The sequence below is a fragment of the Actinomadura coerulea genome, from assembly GCF_014208105.1.
GTDB classification, from domain to species: Bacteria; Actinomycetota; Actinomycetes; order Streptosporangiales; family Streptosporangiaceae; genus Spirillospora; species Spirillospora coerulea.
The window spans coordinates 3,950,242-3,965,201 of the sequence record NZ_JACHMQ010000001.1 but is presented as its reverse complement, the minus strand read 5'-3'; the positions used below and the strand labels follow the sequence as shown (position 1 = coordinate 3,965,201).

Genomic DNA, 14,960 nt, shown 5'->3' with positions numbered 1-14,960 from the left:
ACGATTCGGAGGCACACAGTGAGCGACCTCATCCGACCCGGTTTCAGCGATATGGTCCGGCCCGCCGCGTACGCGGGCGGCTCTCCGAAGCCGGTCGACGACCGCTACATCATTCCGTCGTTCGTCGAGCGCACCACGTACGGGGTCAAGGAGATGAACCCGTACAACAAGCTCTTCGAAGAGCGGATCATCTTCCTCGGCGTGCAGATCGACGACGCGTCCGCCAACGACGTGATGGCCCAGCTGATCACGCTGGAGTCGATCGACCCCGACCGCGACATCAGCATCTACATCAACTCGCCCGGCGGCTCGTTCACCGCCATGACGGCGATCTACGACACGATGCAGTTCGTCAAGCCCGACATCCAGACCGTGTGCATCGGCCAGGCCGCGTCCGCCGCGGCGGTGCTGCTCGCGGCCGGGACGCCGGGCAAGCGGGCGGCGCTGCCCAACTCGCGGATCCTGATCCACCAGCCCGCGACCGAGGGCAGCTACGGCCAGTCCAGCGACATCGAGATCCAGGCCCGCGAGATCATGCGGATCCGCGATCTGCTGGAGTCGATCCTGGCCGAGCACAGCGGCAAGGGCATCGACGAGGTCCGCCGCGACATCGAGCGCGACAAGATCCTCACGGCGGCCGAGGCCAAGGACTACGGCCTCATCGACGACGTCTTCGCCAGCAGGAAGCGGAAGGCCGAGGTAGTGTCGTCCTGAGACGGCACGAGGACGAGGGAGTCCCCCAGCCCGGTCGTCACACTTCCGGGCGAGGGGCTTTCCAAGTCCGCTGGAGGCGGTAACGTCGAACCCGACGTCGTGAGCCTCCGGGACGCAACCAGCTGCGCCGCATCCTCCAAGGCTGGCGGCCCCACGAAAAGGAGACGGTTGGGTGGCACGCATCGGCGACGGTGGTGACCTGCTCAAGTGCTCGTTCTGCGGGAAGAGCCAGAAGCAGGTCAAGAAGCTCATCGCGGGTCCGGGCGTGTACATCTGCGACGAGTGCATCGATCTCTGCAACGAGATCATCGAGGAGGAGCTCTCCGAGACCTCCGACCTCAAGTGGGACAACCTGCCCAAACCACGGGAGATCTACGAGTTCCTCGACTCCTACGTGATCGGGCAGGAAACGGCGAAGAAGGCGCTCTCCGTCGCCGTCTACAACCACTACAAGCGGATCCAGTCGGGTGACACCGGCCGTGACGACCTGGTCGAGCTGGGCAAGTCCAACATCCTGCTCCTCGGTCCCACCGGATCCGGCAAGACGCTGCTCGCGCAGACGCTCGCCAAGCTGCTCAACGTCCCGTTCGCCATCGCGGACGCCACGGCGCTGACGGAGGCGGGCTACGTCGGGGAGGACGTCGAGAACATCCTCCTCAAACTGATCCAGGCCGCCGACTACGACGTCAAGAAGGCCGAGACCGGGATCATCTACATCGACGAGGTCGACAAGATCGCTCGCAAGAGCGAGAACCCGTCGATCACCCGGGACGTGTCGGGGGAGGGCGTCCAGCAGGCCCTGCTGAAGATCCTGGAGGGCACCACCGCCAGCGTGCCGCCGCAGGGCGGCCGCAAGCACCCCCACCAGGAGTTCATCCAGATCGACACCACCAACGTGCTGTTCATCTGCGGCGGCGCGTTCGCCGGCCTGGAGAAGATCGTCGAGTCCCGGGTCGGCAAGCAGGGCATGGGCTTCGGCGCGCAGATCCGCTCCAAGTCCGACTTCGAGGAGTCGTCGGCGGTGCTCGGCGACGTGATGCCCGAGGACCTGCTGAAGTTCGGCATGATCCCCGAGTTCATCGGCCGGCTCCCGGTGATCACCTCGGTCCACAACCTGGACCGCGAGGCCCTGATCAACATCCTCACCGAGCCGAAGAACGCGCTGGTGCGCCAGTACCACCGCCTCTTCGAGCTCGACGGGGTCGACCTGGAGTTCACCGACGACGCCCTGGAGGCCATCGCCGACCAGGCCATCCTGCGCGGCACCGGGGCCCGCGGCCTCCGCGCGATCATGGAGGAGGTGCTCCTGTCGGTGATGTACGAGGTGCCGAGCCGCCAGGACGTCGCCCGCGTCGTCATCACCCGGGAGGCCGTGCTGGAGCACGTCAACCCGACCCTCGTCCCGCGCGACCGTCCCAAGCGCGAGCCGCGGGAGAAGTCGGCCTGACACCGCACGAGATCTGAACCGCGCGAGAGCAGCGGGCGCCCAGGGGGCCCGCTGCTCTCGGCGTTTCCGGCTAGGGCCGCGTCCGTCCGGCCGCCTCGCGGGACGGGTGGTTCCCGAGGGCGAAGTCGACCGTGTCCAGCGCCCACGTCCAGGACGCGTCGGCCTCGCGGGCCGTGTGGCCGAAGGCGCCCGCCAGCTCCAGGCTCACGTAGCCGTGGAACACGCTGCCGAGGAAGCGCACCGCGTCGGTCTGGTCGGGTTCGGGAAGGTCGTACCCGCGCAGGATCGCCCTCGTCATCTCCGCGTGCCGGGGCCCGGCGCTCGCCGCCGCCGTCTCCGGGTCGAGTTCGAAGCGGGCCGCCGCGTACCGTCCGGGATGCTCCGCGGCGTAGGCGCGGTAGGCGCCGGCGCAGGCCACGAGGGCGTCCTTGCCCGCGCGCCCCGCCACCGCGCCCGCGACCCTGTCGGCCAGCTCGTCCAGGGCCAGCAGAGCGACCCGCGTCTTCAACTCCCGGACGTTCTCGATGTGCGCGTAGAGGCTGGGGTCCTTGACGCCGAGCCTGCGCGCCACCGCCGAGACGGTCAGCCGGTCGAAGCCGATCTCGTCGGCCAGCTCCGCCGCAGTCCGGGCGAGGCGTTCGGGAGTGATGCCCGCGCGCGCCATGGAACCTCCGAACTTAGAGCCTCTTGGTGATTACCTGTTCATGTTAGGGAGCGGGGGCGGACCTGACGAAGCGGCCCGCCCCGGCCGTCCCTCGCCGCCCGAGTTCCTCACACGCCGGCATCCGGCACTCTGGCCCGGCAACGCAAGGACCCCATTCCTAAGGTAACTTGGAGATTGCCTAATACTATTAGGAAGAACAGAGGGCAGGCATGACCGAGTGGATCACCACTCCCATCGACATGCGCATCGTGCGGGGGGCGCTCGAACTGGAGAGGACGGGGCGCGGAGTGCTGCCGCACCGGCTGCCCCTCGCCGCCCGCGCGCAGTACCCCGACGAGTACATGGCGAGGACGGAGGAGCAGCCGTCCGGCGTGCGGCTGGCCTTCCGCACCCGGGCCACCGCCGTGGAACTGGACGTCCTGACCACCAAGCGGGCCTATGAGGGCGCCCCGCCGCAGCCGGACGGCCTCTACGAGCTCGTGGTCGACGGGCGCCCGGCGGGCGCGGGCAGCGTGCCCGGCGGGCACCTCGCCGTCATCGACATGGCGACCCAGAAGGCGGTCACCAGGCCGGGCGAGCCGGGCACGCTCAGGTTCGCGGGCCTGGCCGCCGAGGCCAAGGACGTGGAGATCTGGCTGCCGCAGGTCGAGCCCGCCGAGCTGATCGCGCTGCGCACCGACGCCCCCGTCGAACCCGTCCCGGACACCGGGCGCCCCGTGTGGCTGCACCACGGCAGCTCGATCAGCCATGGCTCCACCGCCGCCGGCCCCACCTCCACCTGGCCCGCGGTGGCCGCCGCCCGTGGCGGCGTCGACCTGGTCAATCTCGGCTTCGGCGGGAACGCGCTGCTCGACCCGTTCACCGCGCGCGCCATCCGCGGCACTTCGGCCGACCTGATCAGCCTCAAGATCGGCATCAACGTCGCGAACGGCGACGCGATGCGCCTGCGCGCGTTCGGGCCCGCCGTGCACGGCTTCCTCGACACCGTCCGCGAGGGGCACCCCGAGACGCCGCTGCTGCTCGTCTCGCCGATCCTCTGCCCCGTCCAGGAGCACACGCCGGGCCCCCTGGCCCTCGACCCCGGGGCGCCGCGCCTGCGGTTCCGGGCCACGGGCGACCCGGCGGAGGTGGCGAGCGGGCGGCTGACGCTCACCGTCATCAGGGACGCGCTGGCCGCCATCGCCGCGAGCCGCGCCGCGGACGATCCCCACCTGCACTACCTCGACGGCCGCGCGCTCTACGGCGAGGCCGACTACGCGGAGGTGCCCCTGCCGGACGAGATCCACCCCGCCCCCGAGAGCCACCGCCTCATCGGGGAGCGCTTCGCCGCGCTGGTCTTCGAGAACGAGCACGGAGCCTTCGCGGCCCGCTGAGCCGGGGGAGGGGCCGGACGCCCGCCCAGAGCGCCCCTAGGCGGCCGGACCGCCGGAGATGTCGCCGACCAGCGCCGCGACCTCGTCGACGAGGGCCTTCTGGTGCGGCTGGAGGTCCTGGCCGGCCATTCCGGAGACCACCGGCAGGAACGGATCCGCGAAGGGCTCGGCGCCGGCCAGGGTCTCGATGACCGCCAGACCGCAGAACGGGACGTAGACCGGGTTGTAGCCGCCCTCGTGCGACATCGCGATCCGGCCGCCGCACAGGTCCTCGGCGACCTCCATGAGCCGGCGCGTCATGGTCCGGTACCCCTCGGAGGTCAGCAGCTGGCGGGCCAGCGGGTCCATGGCGCTGCCGTCGAAGCCCGAGGCCACGAGGATGAGATCCGGCCGGAACCGCTGCAGGGCCGGTGCCACCACTCGGTCCATGGCGTAGAGGTAGCCTCCGTCGCCGGTCCCGGGAGGCAGCGGGACGTTCAGCGCGTACCCGAATCCGGCGCCGTCACCGCGTTCGGTGAGCGCGCCGCTGTCCGGCGGGAAGCAGTTGTCCTGGTGCAGGGAGATCGTGAGCACGTCCGGGTCGCCGTAGAAGAAGGACTGCGTCCCGTTGCCGTGGTGGACGTCCCAGTCGACGACCGCGATGCGCCGCACGCCGAGGACGTCGCGGGCGTGCCGGGCGGCGATGGCGAGGTTGCCGAAGACGCAGAACCCCATGCCGCTGCCCGCGACCGCGTGGTGACCGGGCGGGCGGACCAGGGCGTACCCGTTGGTGACGTCGCCGCTGACGACCGCCTCGACCATCGTGATGACCCCGCCGGCCGCCAGGGCGGCGATCTCGTACCCGCCCTTTCCGAACGGGCTGAAGCCGTCCCCCGCGTCGCCTCCCTTCGGCCACCGGCTCTCGGCCTGGATCCGCTCCAGGTGGTCCCGGGTGTGGACCTTGAGGATCTCCTCCTCGGACGCGTGCCGCGGCCGCACCCGCTCCAGCCGGTCGATGAGCCCCGACACGACGATCAGTTCGTGGATGCGCCGCTTGGTCTCGGCGTTCTCCAGGTGCATGTAGGGCTGCAGCCCGGCCGCCGGGTCCGCCCCGAACAGTCCGGCGTTCGATCCGGTGTCATGCCAGCCGAAGATCTCGTGGTACAGGTAGCCCGTGGCCATCGCTCGTTCCTCTTCCGGTGACGAGGGCGCTTCGCCCAGTGGAGACATCGGTCGCCGCGGGTCCGCCTGCGGGCCCGGTCGCGTTATGGGACCGCGGGCCACGCGTCCGGGGCATCCGTAGAACTGCGGAGTCGCCCGACCGGTGCGGCCCGGCCCCCGCCCGGAGGGCGCCGGGCGTGTGCGGCTTCGGAGTGCGATGACGGCAGATCTTGTCCAGGAACCGTCCGCGCCATAGATTCGGGGCTCTCGTCGTGGCTCGCTGCCCGACCGTGCTCGTCCCGGAGGTGCCATGCCCACCTACCGGCATGTCGCGCTCGCGGCCGAGATCGGGATGCTGGTCCGCGAACCGGACGCGGTCCAGGCGCGCCAGGAGGTGCTGCGCCTGCTGAACGAGGTCCTGGACGGCGACGCCGCGTCCCTGGTCGCGGTCGATCCGTTCGGAGGGGAGCACCGCCAGATCGCCGGGCTGGGCTACGCGGCCGAGACGGCGCGCTCGCTGGCCGTCGACTTCGCCCGGACCCCCTGGTTCGACGACGTGCTCAACGCCGAGCTGCCGCCGTCCATCTCCGAGGAGCCGAGCCAGAGCTTCCGCCGCGGCTGGTTCTACGAGGAGTACGTGGAGCCCGCGGGGTTCCGGGACGGCATGACGGGCGCCCTGCGACGCGACGGGCGCTACGTGGGCCTCGTGCACCTCTCCACCGGACGGCACGGAGCCTTCGACACGCGGGTCCGCCGGCTGCTCGCGTCCGTCATGCCGGCGCTGGCGGCGATGGCGGATGCGACCGGGCAGGCCGTCCACGCCGGCGGCGTGGGTCCCCTGGATCGCGCCGCCCTCGTGTCCGGCGACCGGGTCGTGCCGGTCCCGGGGCGGAACCGGCCGCAGGTGCTGGAGGACGGTGCCTTCCGGGAGGTCGTCGCGGAGTTCCGGGAGTCGGGCGGCCGGCGGCTTCGCGTCCTCTGGCCCCTCGACCGGATGTGGCACCGCGTCGGGCTGCTCTCACCCGAGCTTTCCGTCTGCCCCCCAGGGGCGGTGCTCGTCCACACGCGACCTGCCGAGGTGCCCTACGGACTGACCGGTCGTGAAGTGGAGGTCCTGACGCGCCTGGCGATGGGGATGACCAACGACGTCATCGCCCAGCAGTTCTTCCTGTCGCCGCGCACGGTCCACAAGCACGTCGAGCACATCCTGCAGAAGACCCGGACGTCGAGCCGGACCGAGGCCGCGGCACTCGCCGTGCGCGAAAGCATCCTGTACCCCGTGCCCGGCCTGCCCCGGCGCGCAGGGGTGCGGGCCTTCCTGAGCCGTGCGGGCGGTTGACGCGCCGTCCGGGGGACGGTCCACCGGTCTGTGCCCTTGCGCCGGGACCGGGCCGTCAGGCGCGGGACTCGCCGAGGCCGGCCTCGCGGGCCAGGACGATGGCCTGGGCGCGGTCGGCGACGTGCAGCTTCATGAAGATGTTCGAGACGTGGTTGCGGACGGTCTTCTGGCTGAGGTAGAGCGTTCCGGCGATCTCGGTGTTGCTGCGGCCCTGCGCGATCAGCTCGAGGACCTCCCGCTCCCGCTCGGTGAGCTGCGGGAACGCGGCCTGCCGCGGGTCGGGCATGTCGGTGAAGTAGGTGAGCACGCGGCGCGCGATCTCCGGGCCGTAGATGGCCTCGCCCGCCGCGACCGCCTTCACGGCGCGGGCGATCTCCTCCGCGCCGGACTCCTTCAGCAGGTAGCCGCGGGCGCCGGCGCGCATCGCCGCGAAGACCGAGTCGTCGTCGCGGAACATCGTCAGCACCAGCACGCCGATGCGCGGGCTGGTGCGGGTGATGGTGCGGGTCGCCTCGATGCCGTTGCCGCCGGGCATGTGCAGGTCCATGATGACGACGTCCGGCTGGAGCTCCGCCGCCAGCCGGACCGCGCCCGGCCCGTTCTCGGCCTCGCCGACGACCTCCACCCCGAGCGCCTGCAGCAGCCCCTTCAGCCCCTGCCGGAAAACCGGATGGTCGTCGGTGATGAGCACCCGGATGGTCTCGGTCATCGCCGCCCGTCTCTTTCGATGGAGGGACGATGGTACCCGGCGGCGATCCGCGCGGCGGCGAGCGGCAGGCGGACGGTGACGACCGTCCCGCCGCCGTTCCGGGACGTGATCGCGCAGGTGCCGCCGACCTCGGCGGCCCACTCCTTCATCGCGGCCAGGCCGCGGCGCGGCCTCGGCTGGCTTCCGTTGCGGGCGGCGTCCGGCAGGCCTGGCCCGGTGTCGGCGACCACCAGGTGCAGGTCGGCGTCCCGGGTCAGCCTGACCGTCACCGTGCTTCCGGGGGCGTGCAGCCGGACGTTGGTCAGCGCCTCCTGCGCGATCCGGTACGCCGCGACCTCCACCGCGGCGGGCAGCCCGGCGGGGTCGCCGTCGAACCGGACGTCCACCCGCTCGCAGCAGCCGCCGGCGAACGACTCGATCGCGGCGACGAGGCCGAGGTCGTCCAGAGCGGGGGGCCGCAGCCCGTGCGCGAGGTCCCGGATCTCCCCGACGGCCGTCGCCAGCCGGTCCCGGACCTCGGCGAGCAGCGGGTCCATCCGCTCCGGCTCGCCCGCGAGGGTGATGCGGGCGGCGTCCAGCGACATCGCGAGGCTGGCGAGCGTCGGCCCGAGCCCGTCGTGCAGGTCGTGGCGCAGCCGGCGGCGCTCCTCCTCGCGGCTGGCGAGGATGCGCTCGCGGGAGCGCTGCAGGTCGGCGGTGAGACGGTGGAGGGCAGGGATGGTCGCGGCGCGTGCCGCCACGGCCCCCGCTGTGAACGCGCCGGCCAGCACGGCGGCGCGTGCCAGTCCCGCTCGCATCCCGTCCCTCTCCCTCCGCCCCGCCATCGCGGGACCTCGCGGCCACCCTTTCCGGCGAGGCGACCCGGTGTCAGGTGACCAGTGTCCCGACCGCGGCGGGAAAACGCTCTCTGACCCTTCCGCCGCGTGTCGCGGACGCCGAGCACGGCGCCGGCCAGGGGGAGGCCCGCCGGTGGCGCGCCTTCTGCACGGCGCCCGCGGACGTGGTGCGGGGCGGCCCGGCCGCCGGACGGGTGACCGCCAGGTGGTTCCGGTCGACCGGATCAAGGCGATCTGCGTGGACGTGGACGAGGCGTCGGGGGCTCGCCGATGCGGATCTCCTTCGCGCGGCAGGCCGTCCCTGGGCCGTCCACCCCCTGCGTCCCCGTAGAATCGTCAGCCGTGACACAGCCCAGCAAGGAGCGCGGCCAGGGCGCCGCCGCGGACGTCGACCTGCCCACCCAGTACCGACCGGCCGATGTAGAGGGCCGGCTCTACGAGCGGTGGGTATCGGCGGGGCTGTTCACCGCCGATCCGGAACGCGCGCCGGAGCGCCCGGCCTTCTCGATCGTGATCCCGCCGCCGAACGTGACCGGCTCGCTGCACATGGGCCACGCCCTCGACCACTCCATCCAGGACACCCTCGTCCGGCGCCGCCGGATGCAGGGCCACGAGGTGGCGTGGGTGCCGGGCATGGACCACGCGGGCATCGCCACGCAGAACGTGGTGGAGCGCGAGCTCGCCAAGGAGGGCCTGTCGCGGCACGACCTCGGGCGCGCCGAGTTCGTCGAGCGGGTCTGGCAGTGGAAGGCCGAGTCCGGCGGACGCATCCTCGGCCAGATGCGCCGCCTCGGCGACGGCGTCGACTGGACGCGCGAGGCGTTCACGATGGACGACGACCGCGCCCGCGCCGTCCGGACGATCTTCAAGCGGCTGTTCGACGACGGCCTGATCTACCGCGCCGAGCGCATCATCAACTGGTGCCCGCGCTGCCTGACGGCGCTGTCGGACATCGAGGTCGAGCACGAGGAGGTCGACGGCGAGCTGGTCTCGATCCGGTACGGGTCGGGCGAGGACGAGATCGTCGTCGCGACCACCCGGGCGGAGACGATGCTCGGCGACACCGCCGTGGCCGTCCACCCGGAGGACGCCCGGTACGCGCACATGGTCGGGCGGGAGATCGAGCTCCCGCTGACCGGCCGCCGCATCCCGGTCGTCGCCGACGAGCACGTCGACCCCGCGTTCGGCACCGGCGCCGTCAAGGTGACCCCCGCGCACGACCCGAACGACTTCGAGATCGGGCGGCGGCACTCGCTGCCGTCCCTGTCGGTCATGGACGAGCGGGGCGTCGTCACCGCGCCCGGCCCGTTCGCGGGGCTCGACCGGTTCGAGGCCCGCCCGGCGGTCGTGGCCGCGCTGCGCGAGCAGGGCCGGATCGTCAAGGAGGTCCGCCCCTACAAGCACTCGGTCGGGCACTGCCAGCGCTGCTCCACGGTCGTCGAGCCGCGGGTGTCGCTGCAGTGGTTCGTCAAGGTCGAGTCGCTGGCGCGGGCCGCGGGCGACGCCGTCCGCGACGGCCGCGTGAAGATCCACCCGCCGGAGATGGCGTCCCGCTACTTCGAGTGGGTCGACAACATGCACGACTGGTGCATCAGCCGCCAGCTGTGGTGGGGGCACCGGATCCCGGTCTGGTACGGGCCGGACGGCGAGGTCGTCTGCCCGGGCCCGGACGAGGAGCCCCCCGCCGGCTGGACGCAGGACTCCGACGTCCTCGACACGTGGTTCTCCTCCGCGCTGTGGCCGTTCTCCACGCTCGGCTGGCCGGACGAGACGCCCGACCTGAAGCGGTTCTACCCCACGTCCGTCCTGGTCACGGGCTACGACATCCTGTTCTTCTGGGTCGCCCGCATGATGATGTTCGGGCTGTACGCGATGGACGGCGTCCAGCCGTTCGAGACCATCGCCCTGCACGGGATGGTCCGCGACCAGTTCGGCAAGAAGATGTCCAAGTCGTTCGGGAACGTCATCGACCCGCTCGACTGGATCGACGCCTACGGCGCCGACGCGACCCGCTTCACGCTGCTGCGCGGTGCGAACCCCGGTGGGGACGTCCCGGTGGCCGAGGAGTGGGCGCAGGGCTCGCGCAACTTCTGCAACAAGCTGTGGAACGCGACCCGGTTCGCGCTCATCAACGGCGCGCACACCCGCGGCGAGATGCCCGCCGAGCTCTCCACGGTCGACGCCTGGGTCCTGTCGCGGCTGCACGCGGTGATCGCGGAGGTCGACGCGCACCTGGAGGCGTTCGACTTCGCGAAGGCGTGCGAGGCGCTCTACCACTTCGCGTGGGACGAGGTCTGCGACTGGTACGTGGAGCTGGCCAAGGTGCAGCTCGCCGACGAGCGCGCCGAGGCGACCCGCCGCGTGCTCGGCGAGGTCTTCGACAACCTGCTGCGGCTGCTGCACCCGGTCGTCCCGTTCGTCACCGAGGAGCTGTGGACGTCCCTCACCGGCGCGGAGACGGTCGTCACCGCGCCGTGGCCGGCCGCCGACCCGGCGCGCCGCGACGGCGGCGCCGAGGAGCTCGTCGGCTCCCTCCAGCGGATGGTGACCGAGGTGCGGCGGTTCCGCGCCGACCAGGGCCTCAAGCCCGGTCAGCGGGTCGCCGCGCGGATCGAGTGGAACGGGTCCCCCCTGCATCGCCACGAGGACGGCATCCGCTCGCTGCTGCGCCTCACCGAGCCGGAGGACGGCTTCTCCTCGACGGCGTCCCTGCCGGTCGAGGACGTGAAGGTGCACCTCGACACCGCCGGAGTGATCGACGTCGCCGCCGAGCGCAAGCGGCTGGAGAAGGACCTGGCCGCGGCCCGCAAGGAGGTCGACCAGGCGCGGCGCAAGCTCGGCAACGAGGCGTTCATGGCGAAGGCGCCCGAGGCGGTCGTGGCGAAGAACCGCGACCGGCTCGCCCAGGCGGAGTCCGACATCGTCAGGCTGGAGTCGCAGCTGGCCGCGCTCCCGGCGGGCTGACCCCCGCCGGCGGGCCGGCCCGGCCGCTCTTGACACGGGTGCTGACACGGCGATCCTTCGGCACGGTGGCGCCTGCCGCAGTTACGATCCCGTTGGGCCCGTGGGCCTTTGCGGTATTTGAACCATCGGGAGTGCAATGGCCGATTCACGACCCCGGTCCGGCACGCCGGACTCCCCGTCCGGCGAGGACCTGGACGCGGCGCAGGTCATCGAGGACGATCCCGGACCGGAGGCCGCCCCGGCGCCCTTCGGCGGCGCGCGCCCCTGGTGGTCGATCGACATCGGCGACGGGACCGGCCCGCACGCGATGGTGAACGGCACCGGCCCGCAGGCCATGCCTCCGCTGCGGGAGGTCTCGGGCCCTTACGCCCTGCCGAGGAACGGCACCGGCCCGCACGCGATGCCCGTCTCGGCGAACGGGTCGGGAGCGCTTCCGGTCGTGGGCACGGGCCCGCACGGCGTCCTGCGGGACGGCACCGGCCCGCTGCGGCCGGTGACCGGCGCCCCGGCGGGGCCCGGCGGGCGCCTGCCGAAGCCGCTGCTGGTCGCGGGCGCCGTAGCGGTCGCCGCCGGGGTGCTGCTGGTCGCGGGCGTGCTGGCACTGCGGGCCGGCGGCGCCGACGAGGACGGCGGGGCGCCGGCCGGTCCCGGGCCGTCCAAGAAGGTGGTCAAGGCGGGACCGACGGCGGGGGGCCTGCACAAGGATCCGCTGACCTCCCCGCAGGCGAGCGCCGCGTACCCGTTCGTCGCGGGCGCGGTCGAGGCGGGCGGCATCCCGGTGACCGGCAACGGCCTCGCCGTCTACACCGAGGAGCCGGTGCGCAAGGTCAACGTGCTGTTCGTGGGCGGGACGGGCCGGATCGGCGATCCCGCGGGCTTCCTGCAGGAGACGCAGCCGACCACGTTCATCGCCGGTCAGGACGCCGACCCGGGGCGCAGGGGCGGCAAGGCGGTCTGCGGGACGTTCGCCGTCCTCGCCGAGACCCACACCTACTGCGCGTGGGCGACCAAGGACTCCTTCGGCGTCGTCGCGTCCAACCGCCCCACGGCGAATCCGCAGTTCCCCCTGATGGCCGACCTGATGCACCGCGTCAGGAAGGACGTCGAGAAGCCGAAGTGACGTAGAGGCGCTCGGTGTCGGCGCCCACGGCGTCCAGGACGAGCCCGGTGAAGTAGACCGTGCCGAGGGCGACCACGCGGTGCCCGAGCGTCGCGAGCGACTCCGGCGTGATCGCGGCGGGCCCGACCACGTCCCAGTGGGGCGGCAGCGCGCGGGTGAACCGCAGGTGCGGCAACCCGAGCCGGACGAACGTCACGGGCAGCGCGCCCAGCTCGGCGACGGCGCCGTCCACATCCTTGTGGTCGGGGAGGCAGACCACGGCGTGGTCGATCGCCCCCCACGCCTCCCGGGCGGCGGTGAGGGCGGCGGCGACCCCGGCACGGTCGATCGCGGAGTCGACCAGCACACGGGTGGCCGACCCCGGCACGTCGTGCCAGGACAGGCGGCCGGGCAGGACGACCGAGGACAGCACGTCCCGCACCGCCGCGGCCGGGGGCTCGGCCACTCCGGGGAGGCGGCGCGCGGCGGCGACGCCGAGTTCCGCCGCCGCGCGTCCGAGACCGGCGGGGAGCAGGTCCCGGGGGAGCCCGCTGCCTCCGGGCCAGACGAACTCCGCGGCGCCGAGCACCCGCGTGACCTCGGCCGACTGCGGTGCCGACAGGACGCGCGTCCGCGGCCCGGCGACCCCGAGCTTCTCCTCGGCGATCTCCGCCGCCGTGTCGCCGAGCACCCCGGCGTGCTCCAGGAAGACCGGCGTGATCGCGGCCACGTCCGGCGGGAACAGGGCGGCCTCGTCCGACCGTCCGCCCATGCCCGCCTCCAGGACGAGCGCGTCCGCACCGGCGCGGCGCGCGTGCAGGACTCCCGCGAGCGTGAAGAGCCCCGACGGGGACAGGTAGCCGCCGGACGGCGGCGGGAGCGCGGCGACGGCCTCCCCGACGGCGTCCGCCAGGAAGGCGAGCTCGCCGGCGGAGACGGCGCGCCCGTCCACCCTGACGCGGTCGCGGTCGCTGCGCAGCCCGGGACTCGTGACCGTGCACACGCGCAGCCCGGCGGCCCCGAGGAACGCCGACGCGTAGGTCGCCGCCGTCCCCTTCCCCTTGGAGCCGACGACGGTCAGGACGGGGACGTCCGGCGCGAGGAGGCCCAGCGCGTCCGCCAGGGCGCGGGCCCGCCCGACGTCGCGGGTCTCGCCCGGGGCGCGCCGCTCCCACTCGCGGTAGAACACCTCCATGCCTCCAGTGTGGGCCCGGACGGGGGCGCGCCCACCGCCGAGTAGGCTCTGTGACCGTGAGTCAGCTATCCGAGCCGTCCGATTACAGGGCCACCGTCGGCGCGATCATGGGGCGCGGGGTCGAGTGGGAGATCGACCCGACCCTCGACCGGATCGCCGACCTGGTCGACGTCCTGGGGGCGCCGCACCGCGCCTACCCGGTGATCCACATCGCGGGGACGAACGGCAAGTCCACCACGGCCCGGCTCGTCGAGGCGCTGCTGCGCGAGCGCGGCCTGCGGACCGGGCTCTACACCAGCCCCGAGCTGACGACGCTGCGCGAGCGCATCGCGATCGACGGGGAGCCGATCAGCGAGGAGCGGTTCGTCGAGGCGTTCAACGACGTGCTGCCCTACCTGCAGCTGGTCGACGGCAAGCACGAGGCCCGGCTGTCGTTCTTCGAGGTGCTCACCGCGATGGCCTTCGCGGCGTTCGCGGACGCGCCGGTCGACGTGGCGGTGGTCGAGGCCGGCATGGGCGGCGCCTGGGACGCCACGAACGTCGCCGACGGCGCCGTCGCGGTGATCACGCCGATCGGCCTGGACCACACCCGCTACCTGGGCGACACGCTGGAGCAGATCGCCGGGGAGAAGGCGGGCATCATCAAGCCGGGCGCGATCGCGGTGCTGGCGCAGCAGCCGGTCGAGGCCGCCGAGGTGCTGCTGCGGCGGGTCGTGGAGACCGGCGCGACGGCGGCGCGCGAGGGCGTCGAGTACGGCGTGCTCGGCCGGGACGTCGCCTTCGGGGGCCAGCAGATCTCGCTGCGCGGCCTGCACGGCGTCTACGACGAGATCTTCCTGCCGCTGTTCGGCGAGCACCAGGCGAGCAACGCCGCGACGGCCCTGGCCGCCGTGGAGGCCTTCGCCGGCGGCGCCCCCACCCGGGGCGAGCCGAACCTGGAGGCCGCGACCCGGATCGCACCCGGCGAGTCCTTCCTCGGCGGCGAGGAGGGGCAGCTCGACCCGGCCCTGGTCCGCAGCGGCTTCGCCAAGTCGGCCTCGCCGGGCCGGCTGGAGGTCGCCCGGACGGGCCCGACCGTCCTGCTGGACGCGGCGCACAACCCCGCAGGGATGGCCGCGACCGTCAACACGGTCACCGAGTCGTTCGGCTTCACCCGCCTCGCCGGGGTCCTCGCCATCGCCGCCGACAAGGACGTCGCCGGGGTCCTCGACCAGCTCGAACCCGTGCTGGCCGAGCTGGTGGTGACCCGCAACTCCTCGGCGCGCTCGATGCCGCCCGAGGAGCTGGCCGAGATCGCCGAGGGGGTCTTCGGCGCCGAGCGCGTCCACGTCGTCCAGCGGCTGGACGACGCCATCGACCGGGCGATCGGCCTCGCCGAGGAGACCGGCGAGTACCGGGGCGCCGGCGTGCTGATCACCGGCTCGGTGGTCACCGCGGGCGACGCCCGGACCCTGCTGCGCGTCGGGGAAGGCCGGTGACG

12 protein-coding genes are annotated in these 14,960 nt (G+C 72.9%); 7 read left to right on the top strand and 5 right to left on the bottom strand.

The genetic code is table 11. The features are described from left to right. Positions 1 to 51 precede the first annotated feature (51 nt). On the top strand, positions 52 to 714 hold the full coding sequence (locus BKA00_RS18185; RefSeq protein ID WP_185034410.1) for an ATP-dependent Clp protease proteolytic subunit: 663 nt from the start codon (positions 52 to 54) through the stop codon (positions 712 to 714). 172 nt (positions 715 to 886) lie between these two features. Next, the gene (clpX, locus tag BKA00_RS18180) at positions 887 to 2,161 is read left to right on the top strand and encodes an ATP-dependent Clp protease ATP-binding subunit ClpX (protein ID WP_149261596.1); all 1,275 of its coding nucleotides are present in this window, start codon (positions 887 to 889) and stop codon (positions 2,159 to 2,161) included. Between the two features lie 70 nt (positions 2,162 to 2,231). Here the strand turns inward: clpX and BKA00_RS18175 are convergent, their stop codons facing one another. Then, on the bottom strand, positions 2,232 to 2,825 hold the full coding sequence (locus BKA00_RS18175) for a TetR/AcrR family transcriptional regulator (RefSeq protein WP_185026572.1): 594 nt from the start codon (positions 2,823 to 2,825) through the stop codon (positions 2,232 to 2,234). A 209-nt stretch (positions 2,826 to 3,034) separates the two neighbouring features. Here BKA00_RS18175 and BKA00_RS18170 point away from each other — a divergent pair, with 209 nt between their 5' ends. Next, complete coding sequence (locus BKA00_RS18170) at positions 3,035 to 4,198, top strand: GDSL-type esterase/lipase family protein (protein WP_185026570.1); 1,164 nt, start codon at positions 3,035 to 3,037, stop codon at positions 4,196 to 4,198. 36 nt (positions 4,199 to 4,234) lie between these two features. Here BKA00_RS18170 and BKA00_RS18165 read toward each other — a convergent pair whose 3' ends face one another. Next, complete coding sequence (locus BKA00_RS18165) at positions 4,235 to 5,359, bottom strand: class II histone deacetylase (RefSeq protein WP_185026568.1); 1,125 nt, start codon at positions 5,357 to 5,359, stop codon at positions 4,235 to 4,237. 289 nt (positions 5,360 to 5,648) lie between these two features. On the opposite strand from BKA00_RS18165, the gene BKA00_RS18160 reads away from it, so the two are divergent. Further along, positions 5,649 to 6,677 (top strand): helix-turn-helix transcriptional regulator, encoded by a 1,029-nt coding sequence (locus tag BKA00_RS18160; protein ID WP_185026566.1) that lies wholly within the window; start codon positions 5,649 to 5,651, stop codon positions 6,675 to 6,677. 55 nt (positions 6,678 to 6,732) lie between these two features. Here the strand turns inward: BKA00_RS18160 and BKA00_RS18155 are convergent, their stop codons facing one another. After that, on the bottom strand, positions 6,733 to 7,386 hold the full coding sequence (locus tag BKA00_RS18155; RefSeq protein ID WP_185026564.1) for a response regulator transcription factor: 654 nt from the start codon (positions 7,384 to 7,386) through the stop codon (positions 6,733 to 6,735). Next, a complete protein-coding gene (locus tag BKA00_RS18150) occupies positions 7,383 to 8,183 on the bottom strand; it encodes a sensor histidine kinase (RefSeq protein WP_230298537.1) in 801 nt (266 codons plus the stop codon). The genes BKA00_RS18155 and BKA00_RS18150 overlap by 4 nt, the downstream gene beginning before the upstream one ends. A gap of 381 nt (positions 8,184 to 8,564) precedes the next feature. On the opposite strand from BKA00_RS18150, the gene BKA00_RS18145 reads away from it, so the two are divergent. Then, a complete protein-coding gene (locus BKA00_RS18145) occupies positions 8,565 to 11,186 on the top strand; it encodes a valine--tRNA ligase (RefSeq protein ID WP_230298536.1) in 2,622 nt (873 codons plus the stop codon). 136 nt (positions 11,187 to 11,322) lie between these two features. Next, a complete protein-coding gene (locus BKA00_RS18140) occupies positions 11,323 to 12,306 on the top strand; it encodes a hypothetical protein (RefSeq protein WP_185026558.1) in 984 nt (327 codons plus the stop codon). Here the strand turns inward: BKA00_RS18140 and BKA00_RS18135 are convergent. Continuing rightward, positions 12,278 to 13,480, bottom strand: a complete 1,203-nt coding sequence (locus BKA00_RS18135; protein ID WP_185026556.1) for a folylpolyglutamate synthase/dihydrofolate synthase family protein — start codon at positions 13,478 to 13,480, stop codon at positions 12,278 to 12,280. The two genes, BKA00_RS18140 and BKA00_RS18135, sit on opposite strands and share 29 nt — an antisense overlap. A gap of 107 nt (positions 13,481 to 13,587) precedes the next feature. Between BKA00_RS18135 and BKA00_RS18130 the strand changes: the two genes are divergently transcribed. Beyond that, positions 13,588 to 14,958: a bifunctional folylpolyglutamate synthase/dihydrofolate synthase gene (locus BKA00_RS18130; protein WP_185034408.1), complete on the top strand. Its 1,371-nt coding sequence runs from the start codon at positions 13,588 to 13,590 to the stop codon at positions 14,956 to 14,958. Positions 14,959 to 14,960 lie beyond the last annotated feature (2 nt).

Excerpts from the sequence above, each read along its gene's own strand:
- BKA00_RS18165 (WP_185026568.1), bottom strand. The coding sequence starts at position 5,359 with ATGGCCACGGGCTACCTGTACCACGAGATCTTCGGCTGGCATGACACC.
- BKA00_RS18130 (WP_185034408.1), top strand. The coding sequence starts at position 13,588 with ATGGGGCGCGGGGTCGAGTGGGAGATCGACCCGACCCTCGACCGGATC.
- BKA00_RS18185 (WP_185034410.1), top strand. The coding sequence starts at position 52 with ATGGTCCGGCCCGCCGCGTACGCGGGCGGCTCTCCGAAGCCGGTCGAC.
- BKA00_RS18155 (WP_185026564.1), bottom strand. The coding sequence starts at position 7,386 with ATGACCGAGACCATCCGGGTGCTCATCACCGACGACCATCCGGTTTTC.
- BKA00_RS18140 (WP_185026558.1), top strand. The coding sequence starts at position 11,323 with ATGGCCGATTCACGACCCCGGTCCGGCACGCCGGACTCCCCGTCCGGC.
- BKA00_RS18150 (WP_230298537.1), bottom strand. The coding sequence starts at position 8,183 with ATGCGAGCGGGACTGGCACGCGCCGCCGTGCTGGCCGGCGCGTTCACA.
- BKA00_RS18170 (WP_185026570.1), top strand. The coding sequence starts at position 3,035 with ATGACCGAGTGGATCACCACTCCCATCGACATGCGCATCGTGCGGGGG.
- BKA00_RS18160 (WP_185026566.1), top strand. The coding sequence starts at position 5,649 with ATGCCCACCTACCGGCATGTCGCGCTCGCGGCCGAGATCGGGATGCTG.
- BKA00_RS18135 (WP_185026556.1), bottom strand. The coding sequence starts at position 13,480 with ATGGAGGTGTTCTACCGCGAGTGGGAGCGGCGCGCCCCGGGCGAGACC.
- BKA00_RS18175 (WP_185026572.1), bottom strand. The coding sequence starts at position 2,825 with ATGGCGCGCGCGGGCATCACTCCCGAACGCCTCGCCCGGACTGCGGCG.